The organism is Streptomyces sp. NPDC003943 (assembly GCF_053605265.1).
In genome coordinates this window covers 44,104-61,025 of the sequence record NZ_JBSGIW010000044.1, presented here as the reverse complement: position 1 = coordinate 61,025, position 16,922 = coordinate 44,104, and the positions used below count along the sequence as shown (strand labels likewise).

General features: G+C 74.8%; 12 protein-coding genes. 9 read left to right on the top strand and 3 right to left on the bottom strand.

Annotation, left to right across the window (positions count from 1 at the left end; translation table 11 throughout):
• A partial coding sequence (locus ACWEV0_RS19575; RefSeq protein WP_453150570.1) for an ADP-ribosylglycohydrolase family protein occupies positions 1-391 on the top strand: 391 nt, incomplete at its 5' end.
• Between the two features lie 702 nt (positions 392-1,093).
• Positions 1,094-2,512 (top strand): DUF4153 domain-containing protein, encoded by a 1,419-nt coding sequence (locus ACWEV0_RS19570; RefSeq protein ID WP_453150569.1) that lies wholly within the window; start codon positions 1,094-1,096, stop codon positions 2,510-2,512.
• Positions 2,513-2,717: 205 nt separating this feature from the next.
• Here the strand turns inward: ACWEV0_RS19570 and ACWEV0_RS19565 are convergent, their stop codons facing one another.
• Complete coding sequence (locus ACWEV0_RS19565) at positions 2,718-4,250, bottom strand: MFS transporter (protein ID WP_453150568.1); 1,533 nt, start codon at positions 4,248-4,250, stop codon at positions 2,718-2,720.
• Positions 4,251-4,398: 148 nt separating this feature from the next.
• Here ACWEV0_RS19565 and ACWEV0_RS19560 point away from each other — a divergent pair, with 148 nt between their 5' ends.
• The 3 genes from ACWEV0_RS19560 to ACWEV0_RS19550 all read left to right on the top strand — a co-directional run bounded on the left by ACWEV0_RS19560 (position 4,399) and on the right by ACWEV0_RS19550 (position 6,792).
• Positions 4,399-5,061 (top strand): TetR/AcrR family transcriptional regulator, encoded by a 663-nt coding sequence (locus tag ACWEV0_RS19560; protein ID WP_453150567.1) that lies wholly within the window; start codon positions 4,399-4,401, stop codon positions 5,059-5,061.
• Positions 5,062-5,294: 233 nt separating this feature from the next.
• Entirely contained in the window at positions 5,295-6,005 is a 711-nt protein-coding gene (locus ACWEV0_RS19555; protein ID WP_453150566.1) for a ribonuclease HII, read from the top strand.
• A gap of 178 nt (positions 6,006-6,183) precedes the next feature.
• Complete coding sequence (locus tag ACWEV0_RS19550) at positions 6,184-6,792, top strand: hypothetical protein (RefSeq protein ID WP_453150565.1); 609 nt, start codon at positions 6,184-6,186, stop codon at positions 6,790-6,792.
• A 157-nt stretch (positions 6,793-6,949) separates the two neighbouring features.
• Here the strand turns inward: ACWEV0_RS19550 and ACWEV0_RS19545 are convergent, their stop codons facing one another.
• Together ACWEV0_RS19545 and ACWEV0_RS19540 are read right to left on the bottom strand one after the other, a co-directional pair.
• The gene (locus ACWEV0_RS19545; RefSeq protein WP_453150564.1) at positions 6,950-7,576 is read right to left on the bottom strand and encodes a hypothetical protein; all 627 of its coding nucleotides are present in this window, start codon (positions 7,574-7,576) and stop codon (positions 6,950-6,952) included.
• A 216-nt stretch (positions 7,577-7,792) separates the two neighbouring features.
• Positions 7,793-9,976, bottom strand: coding sequence for a RecQ family ATP-dependent DNA helicase (locus ACWEV0_RS19540; RefSeq protein WP_453150563.1), 2,184 nt, complete (start codon positions 9,974-9,976; stop codon positions 7,793-7,795).
• Positions 9,977-10,110: 134 nt separating this feature from the next.
• Here ACWEV0_RS19540 and ACWEV0_RS19535 point away from each other — a divergent pair, with 134 nt between their 5' ends.
• The 4 genes from ACWEV0_RS19535 (at position 10,111) to ACWEV0_RS19520 (ending at position 16,770) form a co-directional block, all read left to right on the top strand.
• Positions 10,111-11,559 (top strand): DUF4192 domain-containing protein, encoded by a 1,449-nt coding sequence (locus tag ACWEV0_RS19535; protein ID WP_453150562.1) that lies wholly within the window; start codon positions 10,111-10,113, stop codon positions 11,557-11,559.
• Positions 11,560-11,737: 178 nt separating this feature from the next.
• Positions 11,738-13,804, top strand: a complete 2,067-nt coding sequence (locus ACWEV0_RS19530) for a glycogen debranching N-terminal domain-containing protein (protein ID WP_453150561.1) — start codon at positions 11,738-11,740, stop codon at positions 13,802-13,804.
• A gap of 141 nt (positions 13,805-13,945) precedes the next feature.
• A complete protein-coding gene (locus ACWEV0_RS19525) occupies positions 13,946-14,716 on the top strand; it encodes an NUDIX hydrolase (protein ID WP_451607097.1) in 771 nt (256 codons plus the stop codon).
• A gap of 176 nt (positions 14,717-14,892) precedes the next feature.
• Complete coding sequence (locus tag ACWEV0_RS19520) at positions 14,893-16,770, top strand: ABC transporter ATP-binding protein (protein ID WP_453150560.1); 1,878 nt, start codon at positions 14,893-14,895, stop codon at positions 16,768-16,770.
• Positions 16,771-16,922 lie beyond the last annotated feature (152 nt).

Below are 16,922 nucleotides of genomic sequence, written 5' to 3'. Positions count from 1 at the left end.
GCTGTCGGTCCTGGGCGAGCCGAGCGCGGAGGAGCGACGTGCAGATCAGCGGGTAGGCGTCCACGATCCACAGCAGCTGGGTGGAGCTGGGCCGCAGGTCCTCGGTGAGCGAGGGGACGGCGACGCGGCGACGGTCGCGGCCGTCCTCGGCAGCGGCCGGCGCACCAGCGCGCACGACACCGTGCCGTTCGCGCTCTGGTCGGCGGCCCGGGCGCTCGGCGACTTCGAGCGGATGTTCTGGACCACGGCGGAGGTCGGCGGCGACGTCGACACCACCTGCGCCATCGCCGGCGGCGTCGTCGCCGCGAGCCCGTCCGGCACGCCGCCGGCCGCCTGGCTCGACCAGACCGAGGAACTGCCCGGCTGGGTGCCCAAGGAAGCCCGCTCGTAGTCGGCGTGGTGTGTCACGGTCCTGCCACAGCCGCGGACGGGACGGTTCAGCGCGGCGAAGCACAACTAGAGTCGGCCATTCCGCAGCGCTGATCATGGCATCAGCGTGTCGACGAGACACCCGGGACCGCCGCCGGAGCCGTGAGGGCCGGGCGCGCCCGGGTCGGGAGGGGGTCCCGTGACCGACACACCGTCCACCGAACAGCCCCAGGACGGACCGCCGTCACAGAACGACACACCTGCCCGGCCGGCCGCGCCGGCCGACCAGGCAGCCCCGGGCGCGCGGGCCGCGCCGACGGCACCGGCCGGGGAGGCCGTCCCGGGCGCCCCAGCAGCATCGGCCGCGTCCGCCGCACCGGTTGCACCGGTTGCGCCGGCTGGGCAGGCCGCGTCAGTCGCAACTGGCGCGCACGCCGCATCGGCCACCCCGGCCGCACAGGCCGGGCTGGGCGCGCCGACCGCGCAGGCCACCCCGCTTGCGCCGGCCACCGCGGCCGCACCGGCCACCGCGGCCGCACCGGCGGCACCGGGCGCCCCGGCGGCATCGGTCGCGCACGCCGCGCCGGTCTTCGCACCACCGCCGCCGCCCTGGGCGGGGGCCTATCCGCCGCGCCAGGCGTGGGCGGCGCCGAGGAAACCCGAGCCGAGCAAGCTGCGGCCGCCCGAGCCGGCGCGGCCGACCGCGGCGACGCTCGGTGCGATCGTGGCCACGGCCCTGCTCGCCTCGCTGCTACTGGGTTCGGGCGCGGGGGCGAACCTGCTGCTCATAGCCGTGCCCGCGACCGTCGCCGGGGCCCTCGCCGCCCGCGCCGCGGGCCGTCGCCTGCGGCCGTGGACCGTGGTCTGGGCCGTCGGCGGCGCGGCCCTGCTGACCGTGCCCGTCGTGAGCGACGCGGGCTGGCCGACCTTCCTCGCGGTCGTCGCGAGCCTGGGGCTCACCGGCTTCGCCCTGCACGGCGGTCGGGGCTGGCCGAGCATGCTGTTCGCGCCGCTCGGGCTGTTCGACTCCATGGTCACCGGTGTGGTGTGGGCCGGACGCGGGGTGCGCGAGCGCGCGGACGCCTCGCAGGGCCGCTGGTGGCCCGTTCTGCGTACCGTTCTGATCGCGATCGGCCTGCTCGTCGTCTTCGGCGCGCTGTTCGCCGGCGCGGACGCCGCGTTCTCCGACCTGCTCGGCTCGCTCATACCGGACGTCTCGCTCGCCCAGTCGCCCTGGCGGGTGCTCTGCTTCCTGCTCGGCCTCTTCGGGGCCGCAGCCATCGCCCGTACCGCCGCGGCCCCGCTGCGCTGGGACCGGCTGACCTTCGGCGCGGGCAAGGCCCGCGGCCGGATGGAGTGGGCGCTGCCGCTCGTCGTGCTCAACCTGCTCTTCGCCGCCTTCAACACCATTCAGCTCACCGTGCTCTTCGGCGGCTACGACAAGGTGCTGCGCGAGACCGGCCTCAGCTACGCCGAGTACGCCCGCCAGGGCTTCTGGCAGCTCCTCATGGCCACCCTCCTCACCCTCGTCGTGATCGGCCTGGCCCTGCGCTGGGCGCCCCGCGGCGGCGCCCGCGACCAGCGGCTCGTCCGCGCCGTGCTCGGCACCCTGTGTGTGCTGACCCTGGTCGTGGTCGCCTCGGCGCTGCGCAGGATGGACCTGTACGTGGACGCGTACGGGCTCACCCGGCTGCGGATCTCCGTCGTCACGATGGAGATCTGGCTGGGCGTCGCCATCGTGCTGATCATGGCCGCCGGGATCTGGGGCGCACGACTGCTGCCCCGCGCCCTCGCCGCCAGCGCCGCCGGATTCGTCCTCGTCTTCGGCCTGATCCAGCCGGACGCCCTCATCGCCCAGCAGAACGTCGACCGCTACGTACGGCTCCACAAGATCGACGTCGACTATCTCTCCGGTCTCTCGGCCGACGCGGTGCCCGCCCTCGACCGGCTCCCCGACGACCTGCGTTCCTGCGCGCTGTGGCACATCGAGGAGCGGCTGAGCGAGGACGACGACACCTGGTACACCGCCAGCCTGGCCGAGGCCCGGGCCCGGGACATCCTGGCCGCACGGGGCTCGGGCCGCAGTGGCGAGCCGTGCGACGAACCCTCGCGGGAGGACGAGTACGACCCGTACGCGCCCTGACCGTAGGCGTACCCGCACCCGTACCCGTACCCGTATCCGGTCGTACGCGTACCCGCACCCGTACCCGGCTGTGCTCGTACCCGTACCCGTACCCGGCCGTGCTCGTGCTCGTACCGGCCGTGCTCGTCCTCGTACTCGTACCGGCCGTACGTGTCGTCGGTGGGCGTGCGCCGTTCCCGTACGGGAGGAGTGCACGCCCATCGGCTCAGACGGCCGGTCCCGCTGCCTCCGCCGTGCCGCTGAGGGCCGCCAGGTCGCTCCTGCGCACCCGGATCACGGCCGCGGCCGTGGCGAGGGCGACAAGCGCCATGACGACGGCGGCGGTGAACGCGCTGGTGATGCCGGCCGTCAGCACGTCGTGCGACCACGGCGCGGGCAGCTGCTTCTCCTTGGCGAACGCGGCCTTCTGCTCCGGGGTCGCCTGGGCGAGGAAGTCCGGCATCTGCCGCGTCCCCTCGTCCTGGCTGGCCGTGCCGTAGACCGTGACCAGGATCGACAGGCCGAGCGAACCGCCCACCTGCTGGGTGGCGTTGAGCAGTCCGGAGGCCGCGCCGGCCTCGTGCGGGGCGACGCCGGAGACGGCGGTCAGCGTGACGGTCACGAAGTTGAGGCCCATGCCGAGGCCGAAGGTGACCATCGGCCCGAGGACTCCGCCGAGGTAGGAGCTGTCCGGGGCGATGAGCGTCAGCCAGAACAGACCGGCGCCGGTGAGCGACGCGCCCGCCAGCATGAACGGCCTGGGCCCGAACAGGGGCAGGAGCCGCTGGGCGATCCCGGACGCGACGCCGATGGCTACGGTGACCGGCAGGAAGGCGAGGCCGGCCCGGATCGGGCTGAAGCCGAGCACGTTCTGCACGAACAGGACGATGAAGAAGAACATGCCGAGCATGGCGGCCGCCAGGCTGAGCATGAACACATAGGTGCCCGAGCGGTTGCGGTCGGCGAACATCCGCAGCGGTGTGATGGGTTCGCGCGCCCGCGACTCGACGACGCCGAAGGCGGCGAGCAGCAGCACGGCCGCGATGAACGCTCCGAGGGCGAGCGCATCCGTCCAGCTCTCCTCGGAGGCGCGGATGAAGGCGTAGACGAGCGCGGACATGCCGAGGGTGGAGGTGAGCGCGCCGGCCAGGTCGAAGCGGCCCGGGTGCCGCTCCGACTCGTTGATGAAGAACGGTGTCAGCGAGGCGATGGCCAGGCCGATCGGGACGTTCACGAACAGCACCCAGCGCCAGTCGAGCCACTCGGTGAGCATGCCGCCGGCCAGCATGCCGATCGCGCCGCCGCCGGCCGAGACGGCCGCGAAGACGCCGAACGCCCGGTTCCGCTGCGGGCCTTCGGGGAACGTCGTGGTGATCAGCGCGAGCGCGGTCGGCGAGGCGATCGCGCCGCCGACGCCCTGGAGCGCACGGGCGGCGAGGAGCTGCCACGCTTCCTGCGCCGAACCGCCGAGCAGCGAGGCGAGAGTGAAGACGAGTATGCCGGTCATGAACACCCGTCGGCGGCCCAGGATGTCGCCGGCCCGGCCGCCGAGCAGCAGCAGACCGCCGAAGGTGAGGGTGTAGGCGCTGAGCACCCACGACAGGCCGGTGGTGGAGAAGGAGAGGGCGTCCTGGATGTGCGGCAGCGCGATGTTCACGATCGTCGCGTCCAGGATGACCATCAACTGGCAGGCGGCGATGACGGCGAGGGCGATTCCGGGCCGGTTCGGACGGCGGGCGGTGTGTGGAGTCGTTGGCACGATGTGTCCCCCACGGAAGAATGTAGTGAACGCGCCCGTTCACTGTTTTCCACGGTAGTGAGATCCCGATAGGGAACGCAAGCGTTCACTGTGCGCTGTCGTGAAGAGAACCGATTCGTCTCGACGGAGAATCAAGAGAGAGGTGCTCATGGCCAGTTCGCACTCCGGGACCTCCGGGACCTCCGGGTCCTCCGGGTCCTCCGGGACGACCGCCGCTCAGCCGGCCGGCGGCCCGGCGCCCCGCCGGCGCGGTCCCGTGCTGGAACGCGCCATTCTCGACGCGGCCCTGGACCAGCTCGGCACCGTCGGCTGGAACGCGCTGACCATGGAGGGCGTCGCGGCCGGTGCCCAGACCGGCAAGGCCGCGGTGTACCGGCGGTGGTCCTCCAAGGAGGAACTCGTCGCCGACGCGCTCAGGACCGGACTCCCGCCGTTCGGCGAGGCGCCGGACCACGGCAGCGTCCGCGAGGACCTCCTCCGGCTGTGCCGGAGAGTGCGGGCCGCGATGTACTCGAAGCCCGGCATCGCGCTGCGCGCCGTGCTTCACGAGTGCGACAACGTGGCCGCCGCCGAGCGCTTCCACGGGCTGATCGTCGACCGGGTCGTCGAGCCCTCGCAGCGGCTGCTGCGCGAGGTGGTGGAGCGCGGCATCGCGCGCGGCGAGGTGCGCGCGGACGCGGCCGACGAGATGGTCTACGACGTGGTCCCGGCGATGATGATGTACCGCTCCAAGGTGTGCGGCAGCGAATGGACGGAGAGCGAGCTCGTCGGGCTGATCGACCTGGTCGTGATGCCGCTGCTGCGGTCCTAGCGGATGTCCCGCCTGCCCGTAGTCCTGCCTGTCCTGCCCGCCCTGTGCGTCCTGCCCGCCCTGTGCGTCCTGCCCGTCCTGCTGGCGGCGGTCCGGACGGGGCCTGGGGCGGGACTGGGACGGGGCTGGGGCGGGTTTCGGCGGCGGTGCGGGGCCGGTTTCGGCCGGGCGTGGGCGGCCGAGGGGAAACCGGGTACCCAGGGCGGTATCCATCGGCGTAATCTTTAGGCGCCATGCCGTACGAACCACCCACCCACAGCGTCGAACGATCGATCCGGGCCACCACCGGCGCCAAGATCGTCGCCGGGGTCGACGAGGTCGGGCGAGGGGCCTGGGCCGGTCCCGTCACGGTGTGCGCCGCCGTCACCGGCCTGCGCCGCCCGCCCGCCGGGCTCACCGACTCCAAGCTGCTCACCCCGAAGCGCCGCACCGCGCTCGCCGTGGAACTCGAGGGGTGGGTCACGGCGTACGCGCTCGGAGACGCCTCGCCCGAGGAGATCGACGAGCTCGGCATGACCGCCGCGCTCCGGCTGGCCGCCGTCCGCGCCCTGGAGGGCCTGCCGGTCCGCCCCGACGCCGTGATCCTGGACGGCAAACACGACTACCTGGGCAGCCCCTGGCAGGTCCGTACGGTGATCAAGGGCGACCAGTCCTGCATCGCCGTCGCCGCCGCCTCCGTGCTCGCCAAGGTCCGGCGCGACACGATGATGGCCGAGCTGGAGGCCGAGGCGGAGGAGTACGCCGCCTACGCCTTCGCGGCCAACGCGGGCTACCCTTCGCCGGTCCACAAGGCGGCGCTGGAGGAGCTGGGGCCCACCCCGTACCACCGGCTCTCCTGGTCGTACCTCGACGCCATGCCCCGTTGGTGCCACCTCAAGAAGGTGCGCCTCTCCGCCGAGGCGGCCGCGCTGGAGAGCGGGGGCCAACTCGGCTTCGACTTCTGACGTGCGGCCGACCACGGCCCAACCCTGAACTTCCGGCCTCTGGGCCCGGATCCTGCGGCGGACGACCCATGGGGCAACCCGTGAGGGAGACTTCCGCAGGCGCCGTCCAGCGGCCGGGGCGTGCCTGTGCGCCCACCCGCCGGAGCCTCGCGCGACGGCGTTTGATAGACATCAACCCATGCCTCTCATCCCCGAGGAGCCTCAGATTCACGAGAGTGCCCAGGGTCCCCGCGCGACCGCGGCCGCCGGCCGCCCCGTGCCGACCCCTCGACCCGTACCCGGCCCGCGTTCCGCGGCCTCGCCGCGACCCGGGCGTCCCGGCCCCGGTCCGGCTCGGCCCGCGCCGTCGGCGCCGCGCCCGTCCACCCACGCGGAGAATCGTTCCGACCAGGTGTCCGGACCGCAGATCCAGCTGATCCCGGCTCCCGCCGACGGTGCCGTCGACGCCGCCGAGGAGGCCGTGGACCTGCTCCTCGACTCCGGCCGCGCCCCCGGCGACGTGCTGGTGCTCACCACTGGCGAGCAGCACCCGTGGGCGGCGCACGAGCTGTCCTTCGGTGAGGCCGCCTACTGGGCGCAGCAGGACGCCCGCGAGGACGTGTTCTTCGCGGACGCGGCCGCCGTGGCCCGGGCCGCCGCCCGGCCTGTGGTGGTCGTCGCCGTCAACGGCGGCTCCGACGAGGACATCGCGCGCCGGCTGCCCGAGGCGATGCAGCGGGCGTCCGCCCTGCTGATCGTCTGCGGCGACCCGCAGCGCGTCAGCGCCGCCCTCGGCACCGGCGTCTGACCTCCACCGTCCCTACCCCGGCCGCCCTCGGGCGGCCGGGCGGACATCCGGGGCCGTGCGCCCCGGCGGTATACGCAGGTCAGGGCGGCGGTACGCCACCGGGCGTGGCGCACGATGCCGCCGCGGCCGGGCAGGAGCCAGGGCCGGGGCCGCTCGCTCAGCGGGCGGCGGCGCGGCGCAGTGGCTCCGGAGCGCCGCTCGCGATGCGCGGCACCAGCTGGTCGAGGGCGGAGTCCTCGCCCAGGGGCGCCGGGGGCGAGTCGGAGCCGGGCCGGCGTCCGCCGCGGCCGTCGCCGAGCACCTGCCAGCCGCCACGCGTCAGCGTGATGTACGCACCGCAGCGCAGCCCATGGAGCGTGCAGGCGTCCCGCAGCCCCCACATCCAGGCCCCGTCCTCCTCCGTCCAGCGCTCGTCGCCGTCGCGGCAGTAGAGCAGCACCGCCGTGCGCACCGGGGCGCGACGCCGCAGATCGTGCGGGATGACCCGGCGCAGGTGCGCGAGGAGCGCGTTGCGGAACTCCCAGCCGTCCGCGGCCGCGGGGCGGCGGGTGAACGAGGCGCTGGCGGCGAGCCGTTCCTCATGGTCGAGCACGGCCACGACCGCCGTCGACGGCGTGGGCATGTGACGGGAATGCAGGCCGCTGACGACCTCACGCGGACTGCGCAGCAGCGGGATCCCCGCGGCCGCCCACTCGGCCGGTTCGAGTATCCGGGCGAGGCGGCTGGCCGACCCGGACAACGGGGCGGCCGGTACGGTCGAGGACGGAGCGAATCCGAGGGTCACGATCCTCCCTTCGGATACGCGCCCGCTCCGCGGGCAGGGTGGGACGAGGGTGCACAACGGCACGGTCCAGGAGGACCGCGTACGAGCCGTGCGGGGTGGACTCCCAATTCTTCCTGGCGCGTGCGCGGGCGGCAACGAGCAATTGAGGCCGCTGACTGGAATGAACCAGTATGACTCTCATATCCCTGCCCAGTTACCCATTATTCACGCCGCATTTCACGCCTGGACGGCAAGCACCAGCGGAAACACCCCCTCCGCTCCCGCCCGCCGCAGCAGTCTCGCGGCCACCGCCAACGTCCAGCCGCTGTCGGAGAGATCGTCGACGAGCAGCACCGGGCCGCCCGCGGCGGCCAGACGGCCCGTCAGATCGTCCGGGACGACCAGGGCGCGCTGCAGCCCGACCACCCGCTGCGCGCTGTTCGTACGGGAGATCCGCAGCTCCTCCGCCTCCGGCGCGTACTCCACCGAGCCGAGGAGCGGCATCCGCCCGATCTCGGCGATGCGCCGGCCCAGCGAGCCCACGAGTCGCGGCTTGCGGTGCGAGGCGACCGTCACCACACCGGCCGGCCGGGGCAGGGCGTCCGCACCGCCCGAGGCCCAACCCCCCGGCCCCTTCGCCCAGTCGGCGAGCACCCGCACCACCGCCTGCACCACGTCGTCCGGAACCTCGGTGTCCGGCGCGGTGTCGGCGAGCAGCGGCCGCAACCGGTTGCCCCAGCCGATGTCCGAAAGCCGGCCGAGCGCGCGGCCCGGGTACGACTGCTCGCCCGCCGGGATACGCCCCTTCAGATCCACGCCCACAGCGGCCAGTCCGGTCGGCCACATCTTGCGCGGCTCCACCTCCACGCCCGCCCGTCCCAGCTCGCCCCGGGCCGAGTCCAGCGCCGCGTCGGAGACCTTGGCGTCGAACCTGACGCCCGCGCAGTTGTCGCAGCGGCCGCACGGCGCGGCCGCCTCGTCGTCCAGCTGACGGCGCAGGAACTCCATCCGGCAGCCGCCCGTCGTCGCGTACTCACGCATGGCCTGCTGCTCGGCGTCCCGCTGCCGGGCCACCCACGCGTACCGCTCCGTGTCGTACACCCACGGCCGGCCCGTGCTCTCCCAGCCGCCCTTGACCCGCTTCACGGCCCCGTCCACGTCGAGCACCTTCAGCATCGTCTCCAGCCGGGTCCGGCGCAGCTCTACCAGCGGCTCCAGAGCGGGCAGCGACAGCGGCCGGCCGGCCGCCGCCAGCACGTCCAGGGTGCGGCGCACCTGCTCCTCCGGCGGGAAGGCCACCGAGGCGAAGTACTTCCAGATCGCCTCGTCCTCCTTGCCCGGCAGCAGCAGCACCTCCGCGTGCTCCACCCCGCGCCCGGCGCGGCCCACCTGCTGGTAGTAGGCGATGGGGGAGGAAGGCGAACCGAGGTGCACGACGAAGCCCAGGTCCGGCTTGTCGAAGCCCATGCCGAGCGCCGAGGTCGCCACCAGCGCCTTCACCCGGTTCCCGAGCAGGTCCTCCTCGGCCTGCTGCCGGTCGGCGTTCTCCGTCCGGCCCGTGTACGAGGCGACCGTGTGCCCGCACTGGCGCAGATGGGCCGTCACCTCCTCGGCCGCGGCGACCGTCAGCGTGTAGATGATCCCGGACCCGGGCAGCTCGTCGAGATGGTCGGCCAGCCAGGCCAGCCGGTGCGCCGCGTCCGGCAGCCGCACCACCCCGAGGCTCAGGCTCTCCCGGTCCAGCGGCCCGCGCAGCACCAGCGCGTCCGTGTCCCCGCCCGTACCCAGCTGCTCGGCGACGTCCGCGGTCACCCGGGCATTGGCCGTCGCCGTCGTGGCGAGCACCGGAACCCCGCCCGGCAGCTCCGCGAGCATCGTCCGCAGCCGCCGGTAGTCGGGCCGGAAGTCATGCCCCCAGTCCGAGATGCAGTGCGCCTCGTCGACCACCAGAAGACCCGTCGCGGCCGCGAGCCGGGGCAGCACCTGATCGCGGAAGTCGGGGTTGTTGAGGCGCTCCGGCGAGACGAGGAGCACGTCGACCTCGCCCGCCGCCACCTCCTGCTGGACGGTGTCCCACTCCTCGGTGTTCGACGAGTTGATCGTGCGCGCGCGGATACCCGCCCGCGCGGCCGCCTCCACCTGGTTGCGCATCAGCGCGAGCAGCGGCGAGACGATCACGGTCGGACCCGCGCCGCGCTCGCGCAGCAGCGAGGTCGCCACGAAGTACACCGCCGACTTGCCCCAGCCGGTCCGCTGCACGACCAGGGCCCGGCGTCTGTCCGCCACCAGCGCCTCGATGGCGCGCCACTGGTCCTCGCGGAGTCTCGCCGTGCCCGTCGGATCAGAGACGAGACGGGCGAGCACGGCGTCGGCGGCGGCGCGAAGAGCGGCACGGTCCTCGGTGCGATCTGCGTGGGTCATGCCCCCATGCAACCTGATCGGTCCGACAATGCGCGAACGAGCCGCCGCGCCTGTGGATAACCACGGCGACCCCGGCCCGGGGAGTTATCCACAGGGGTTTCGCGATCGGCGGTGCTCGCGGGACCGTCGTGACCATGAACACGAACCACCACGAATCCCACGGACCGTCCGCGACCCAGCAGATCACCCTGCGCGGGCCCGCCGAGCTGGCCGACGCCCTGCCCTTCATGCTCGGCTTCCACCCGAGCGACTCCGTCGTCCTCGTCGCGCTGCACGGCGAGCGCGGCCGCTTCGGCGGCCGGGTCCGTGTCGGCATCCCGGGCTCACCGCACGAATGGCCCGCCATCGCCGACCACCTGGCCGAATGCCTCGTCGAAGGCTGCAACCGACGCGGCGACCGGCCCGACGCCATCGTCGTCTTCCTCTGCCAGGACCCCAGGCCCGGCGAGACCGGCCGCCAGGTCAAGGAGCGGCTGCGCCCCTTCGCCCAGCGCCTGCGCACCGCCTGCGGCGCGCTCGACATCCCCGTCCTCGAAGCCCTCTGCATCTCCGACGGCCTCTACTTCTCGTACGTCTGCCCCGACGCCGGCTGCTGCTCGCCCGACGGCACCCCGCTCGCCCTCTCCGGTACGTCGGTGATGGCCGCGTCCGCCGCCTACGCGGGTATCCAGGTGCGCGGCACGCTCAAGCAGATGGAAGCCCGGCTCAAGCCCCGGGGCACCGAGAGCGACGCGGCCCAGCGCGCCGCGCTGAACGACGCGGCCACCGTCATCGTGCCCAGGATCCTCGACGGATCCGTAGGCACCCTCGCCCGGCAGGAGACCCGCGACACCACCATCGGCCTCATCCGCAGGCTCATCGAGCGGTACTCCGCCCCGCCACCGAAGCCGACCGGCCCGGCAGGCGGCGCCGCCACCCACCGGAGCGCCCTCCCACCCGCCACGGCCGCGGCCGACGACAGGGACGACGTGCTGCTCAGCGCCGACGAGGCCGCCACGCTCATCCTCGGACTGCAGGACCGCGAGACCCGCGACCAGGCCGCCGAATGGATGGAAGGCCCCGAGGCCGCCCCGGCCCTGCGGCTCTGGCGCGCCCTGGCCCGTCGCTGCGTCGCCCCGTACCAGGAGTACGCGGCGGCCCCCCTGACCCTGGCCGGCTGGGTCGCCTGGTCCACCGGCGACGAACCCTCCGCCCGGGTCGCCCTCGGCCTCGCCCTGGAGACCGATCCCCACTACCTCTTCGCCCGGCTGCTCCACCAGGCGTGCAACGAGGGCCTGGATCCCGAGTCGCTCCGCGAGTGCCTGCGCAAGGAGCGGGCCGCCCGCCTCGCCGCCGGACAGCGGCCGGAGGACGAGGAGGACCGAAGCGACCCGGCTGACCCCGACCCCGTGCCCGACTCCGCGCCCGGCACGACCCGGTCCCGGCGGCGGGCCCGTACGGTCGCGCGGCGGGCCCCACGGCAGGCCGGGCTGCGGACGACGGCAACCGGCCCGCGGGCCCCGCACGCCCAGACGCCGCCCGCGCGGCCCGGAGGCACGGTCGTGCGACGGACCGGACGGCGCGATGCGAGGGCCGGCGAATGAGGGCCGTGACCCGTCGGCCCGCGGCGGCGTTCACCTCTGTGGCGGTACCGCGGGAGCGGTGGCGCCGCCCCACGGCCGGACCCGCGGACCGCCGGGACCGCCCGCGCGGCCCCGAGCCCGGTCGCCGCCGGGTCCGGCCGATCAGCCCGGACCGCACAGAGAGCGCCGTACACGCGTCATGGCCCCCAGCCCCGCCCAGGCCCCCGGACCCTCCGCCGGACCTCCGTCCCGCACCGGAGCCCCGCCCCAGGGACCGGGCCACGGGGCGAGCCGCCCCGTGGACCTCCCCGCCGCGCACGACACGCTCGTCGGCGTCGCCCTGCCCGCCCTCGCCGTCAGCCCCCGGCACGGCCAGCTCACCGGAACCGGCCTCGACGGGGTGTTCCTCGCCGGGCGCCGGCTCCTCGCCCGCTGCGTCCTGCGGATCGCGGGTCGCGAACCCGTCCCGCTCCGCGGCCGGACGACGACGGCCGACCGCGCCGACTTCCTGGCTGTCCTGCGCACGCCCGGCGACACCGGGCCCGACCCCGGACTCGTCGTCGAACGCACCCGCGAGGCCGACGGCACCGAGAGGATCACCCTGCGCAGCTCCGCCGCCCGCCCGCTGCGGCTTCCCGTGGAGCTCGCTCTGGGCACGGATCTCGCGGACCTGGGCGCGGTGGCGGCCGGGCGGCCCGGGCCCGACCTCGCCGCGAGCGTCCACGGCACAGGGCTCCGCTGGGCGGCCGGCGACGGCACCGCCGTCGCCGTCTCGGCCGACCCGCCGCCCCGCGAATCCCTCGCCGCCGCCGGACTGCTCCGCTGGGAGGCCGAACTGGCCCCCGGAGGCAATTTCGTCCTCACCCTCCGGATCCGGGCCGAGCGGACCGGCCGCCCCCTCGGCCCCGGCCAGGGCTCCGGCGGCGGCCGACCCGGCGGACACGTCCTCGCCGACGCCGTCGCCGAAGGAGACGACCCAAGGCTCGGGCCGCTGCTGCGGACCTCCGTCGCCGACCTGCGCGCACTGCTCCAGCGCGACCCCGCGCACCCCGCCGACGTCCATCTCGCCGCCGGAGTGCCCTGGCGCTGCGGGCCCGTCACCGCCGAGGCCCTCTGGGCCGCCCGAATGGTCCTGCCCCTCGGCACCCGGCTCGCCGTCACCACCCTGCGCGCCCTCGCCCGCATCCAACTGCGCGGCCCGGGACCCGAAACCGGGCGCATCCCCGGGCCGCTCCGGGACGCGGGCCCCCATCTGCCGCCCCGCTGCACCGGCGTCGAAGCCACCCTCGCCTTCCCCGTCGTGCTCGCCGAGGCCCGCCGCTGGGGACTGCCCGAGCCCGACCTCGCGGAGCTGCTCCCGGTCGCCGAGCGCTGCCTCGACTGGCTGCGCGGGGCACTGGACGGCAGCGGCTTCGTGCCGGACCCGTGGCCCGCCGGGCCGGCCCGCGCCGAGACCCAGGCCCACGCGCACCGCGCGGCCCTGCTCGGCGCCGATCTGCTCGACGCCGGCGGGCGGCCCGGCGGGGACGAGTGGCGGGAGTGGGCACGGGCACTTCGCGCTCGGTTCCGCGACCGGTTCTGGCTCGACGATCCGTCCGGCGGCCGGCCAGCGCTCGCCCGCGCGGCCGACGGCCGCCCGCTGCCCCACCTCGGCGGCTGGGCCGCGCACCTGCTCGACACCGGGCTCACCGGCGCCGGCAGCGCGGCGCCCGGGCTGCTCGACAAGGCGCAGACCGAGCGACTCGCCCGGCTGCTCGTGGCCCCGGTCCTCGACTCGGGCTGGGGGCTGCGCGGCCTCGGCGAGAAGGAGCCCGGCTACAACCCGTTCGGCCACCGCTCGGGGACGGTCCGGCCGCACGAGACCGCCGTCGCGGTCGCCGGTCTCGCCGCGGCGGGACACGAGCGCGAGGCGACCGCTCTGCTGCGCGGGATCCTCGACGCGGCGGACGCCTTCGACCACCGGCTGCCCGAGATGTTCGCCGGCGAGCGGCGGACGCCCGGGGCCGCACCGGCGCCGCACCCGGCGGCCTGCCGGCCCGCGGCCGTGGCCGCCGCGGCCGGGGTGCAGCTCCTCACCGCCCTCGTCGGCGTCCGCCCCGACGCACCCGGCCGCACGGTCGCCCTGCACCCGCTGCGCTCGGCCCCGCTCGGCGAGGTCCGGCTCGCCGGACTCCGGGTCGCCGGCGAGCCGTTCGCCGCCCGCGTCGGCCGCCTCGGCCTCGGCATGGTCGAGGAGGCCGCGCCCGGCCTCCAGCTGGGCGTCTGACCCCGCCACGGGCATTTCCACGGCCGCGACCGGGGCACAACGGAAGAACCGGGGGTGGGGAGGGGGCGGGGGAGGGAAGAAGTGACGGCCGATCCTCCCCGCGGGAGTGTTTATCGTCAGGGAGACGACTATGATCGCCGCATGCCTCCCTACGACCCGTCGGCCTTTCCGCCCTTCGCTGTCACCGTCGATCTGGTCGTCCTCACCGTGCGGCGCCACTCCCTGTGCGCCCTCGTCGTGAAACGGGGCGAGCCCCCGTTCCAGGGAAGCTGGGCGCTGCCGGGCGGATTCGTCCGGGCCGACGAGGACCTCGACGCCGCCGCCGCGCGCGAGCTGGTCGAGGAGACCGGGCTCTGCGTCCACGACCCCGGCACGCCCGCGCCCGTACCCGGACACGGGGCGCACCTGGAGCAGCTGGCGACGTACGGGGCGCCCGACCGTGATCCGCGGATGCGGGTGGTGAGCGTGGCCCACCTCGCGCTCGCCCCCGACCTGCCCGCGCCGCGAGCGGGCGGAGACGCCAACAGCGCGCGCTGGGCGCCGGTCGAGGAGCTGATCGGCCCGGACGGCGCGGCGGAGCACGAGGGCGAGCAGCCGTCGCCGCTCGCGTTCGACCACACTCGCATCCTGTCCGACGGCGTGGAGCGCGCCCGCTCCAAGATCGAGTACTCCTCGCTGGCCACCGCCTTCTGCCCGCCCGAGTTCACGGTCGGCGAGCTGCGCCGGGTCTACGAGGCGGTGTGGGGCGTCGCGCTCGACCCGCGCAACTTCCACCGCAAGGTGACCGGCACGCCCGGCTTCCTCGTGCCGGCGGGCGGCACCACGACCCGTCAGGGCGGCCGCCCCGCCCAGCTGTTCCGCGCCGGCGGGGCCACGCTGCTGAACCCGCCGATGCTGCGCCCGGAGGTGTAGGGCGCCTCGCCGGTCCCGCCGGGCTCGCCGTGGCCTGACCGGCAGGACACCCTCCGGAGCCGGTTCTCCGGCGACCCCGAGCCGCCAACCATGCACCAAAAGTCCGAAATAGGGCGTTATCTTGCTGGGATAGCCGCCCTGCCGCGGAGCGGTCTCACCTACCCGCGAGAGAAGCGATGCTCCAGGCCATCGGACTCACCAGCACCCCCCGCCGGGACCTTCCGCCCGCCGTGGACGATCTCACCTTCGAGGCCCCGCCCGGCGCCGTCACCGCCCTCCTCGGGCCGGCCGGCGCCGGCAAGACCACCGCCCTGCGACTGATGCTCCAGCTCGAACCGGGCCGTGGCGTCACCTACTTCCGGGGCCGCCCGCTGCACCGCGTCGCCCAGCCCGCACGGGAGGTCGGCGTGCTGCTCGGCGACGTGCCCGGCCACCCCTCCCGCACCGTGCGCAGCCAGCTGCGCATGCTCTGCGCCGCCGTCGGGGTCCCCGGCCTCCGGGCCGACGACATGCTCCGGACCGTCGGACTCATCGGCGTGCACGACCAGCGGATCGGCACCCTCCCTGTCGGCATGGACCGCCGACTGGGCCTCGCCTCCGCCCTGTTGGCAGACCCGCACGCGCTGCTCCTGGACGAGCCGGGGGCCGGACTCTCCGTACGCGAGAGCGCCTGGCTGTACGAACTCCTGCGCACCCACGCCGACGAGGGCGGCACCGTCCTCTACACCACCACCGACCCGAAGGACGCTGCCCGCAACGCCGACCGGGTCGTCACCCTCGACCGGGGCCGGCTCGTGGCCGCCCAGGACGCCACCGAGTTCGCCCGGACCCGGCTGCGCCCCCGGGTCGCCGTGCGCACCCCGCACGCGGCCCGGCTCGCCGCCGTCCTCGCCCAGGAGTCCCGCGCCGCCCGCCGCCCGGTGGAGGTGGTGGCGGAGGGCGGCAACCGGATCTCGGTGTACGGCAGCGACTGCGCCACCGTCGGAGAGGCCGCCTTCCGCAACGGCGTGCTCCTGCACCGGCTCGCCGACGAGACCGGTGAGACCGGCAGGACGGGGCAGACCCACGAGACCGGACGGACCGGTGAGACCGGCCGGACGGGGCAGACCCGCGGGACCGGCTGGACGGGGCAGACCGGCGAGATCCGCCCGGCCGTCCCCGGGGCCGTCACGTGCCCCGCTCCCGAGGAATCGACGCCCTCCGCCCCGGGGACTCCCACGCCTTCTCCCTCCGAGGGCCCGGCCGCCGTCCCCCGCCCGCGCACTTCCCGCCGTGCGCCCCACCGCTCCCCGCTCCGCCCGGTGCGTTACGAGGTCCGGCGCCTCCTCGGTGTGCCGTCCACGCCGCTCGTGGCCGCCGGCGTGCTGCTGCTCTCCGTGGTGCTCGCCGTGCTGCTCGCCCGCAGCGGACGCACTCCGCTGCCCGCCGTCCTTGCCGGCTGGCCAGGGCTCTCCCCGCTGCCGCCGGCGGCGCTCGGGGCCGGGCTGCTCGGCGCGTTCTCGTTCGGCGAGGAGTACCGCTATCCGGCGCTCACCACCGGACGCGGCGCCGTGCCGCGCCGACTCGGCCTGCTTTTGGCGAAGCTCGCGGTCGCGGCGGTCGTCGGGGCGGTGCTCGCGGTGCTCGTCGTGGTGGCCGATCTGGAGGCACTGCGCCTCGTCTACGGCGGCGAGTTGATCCCCGTACCGCACAATTGGCCCACCCTGTGCGCCAATTGGTTCGGCCTGGTGATCGGCTGTGCCTGGGCCGGAGTGCTCGGGGCCGGTGTCTTCCGGGCCGCGGCCGCCGGAGTCGCCGCGGTCCTCGCCGTACCGGTCGTCTTCGCGCCACCGCTGCGGCAGCTGCTCTCCGGGGTGCCCGGCCGTTCCCTGGCCGGACTTCCGGCGCGGCTGCGCGAGTTCGCGCGGGTGGAGTGGTCGACGGCCGCGGACCGCTGGGTGATGGGGGCGGTGCGGGTGGTCGGGCAGCCCGTGGGAGTGGCGCTGGCCCTGACGTTGACGGTCCTGCTCTGTGCCTATGTGCTCACCGGGCTGCGCAGCAGAGCTCGTTGGTGATCACATTCGGATCGAAAGATTCCGCTTCGATGGCAACTGCCTTGAAAAATGCCGTCTATGTCCCATTGATCGTCAATTGTGTAGCAGGTGCCGATCACCCTTTCGTGTGCTTTTCACCAAAGACCTCAAGGGGCACGGGAGCCACGCCGACA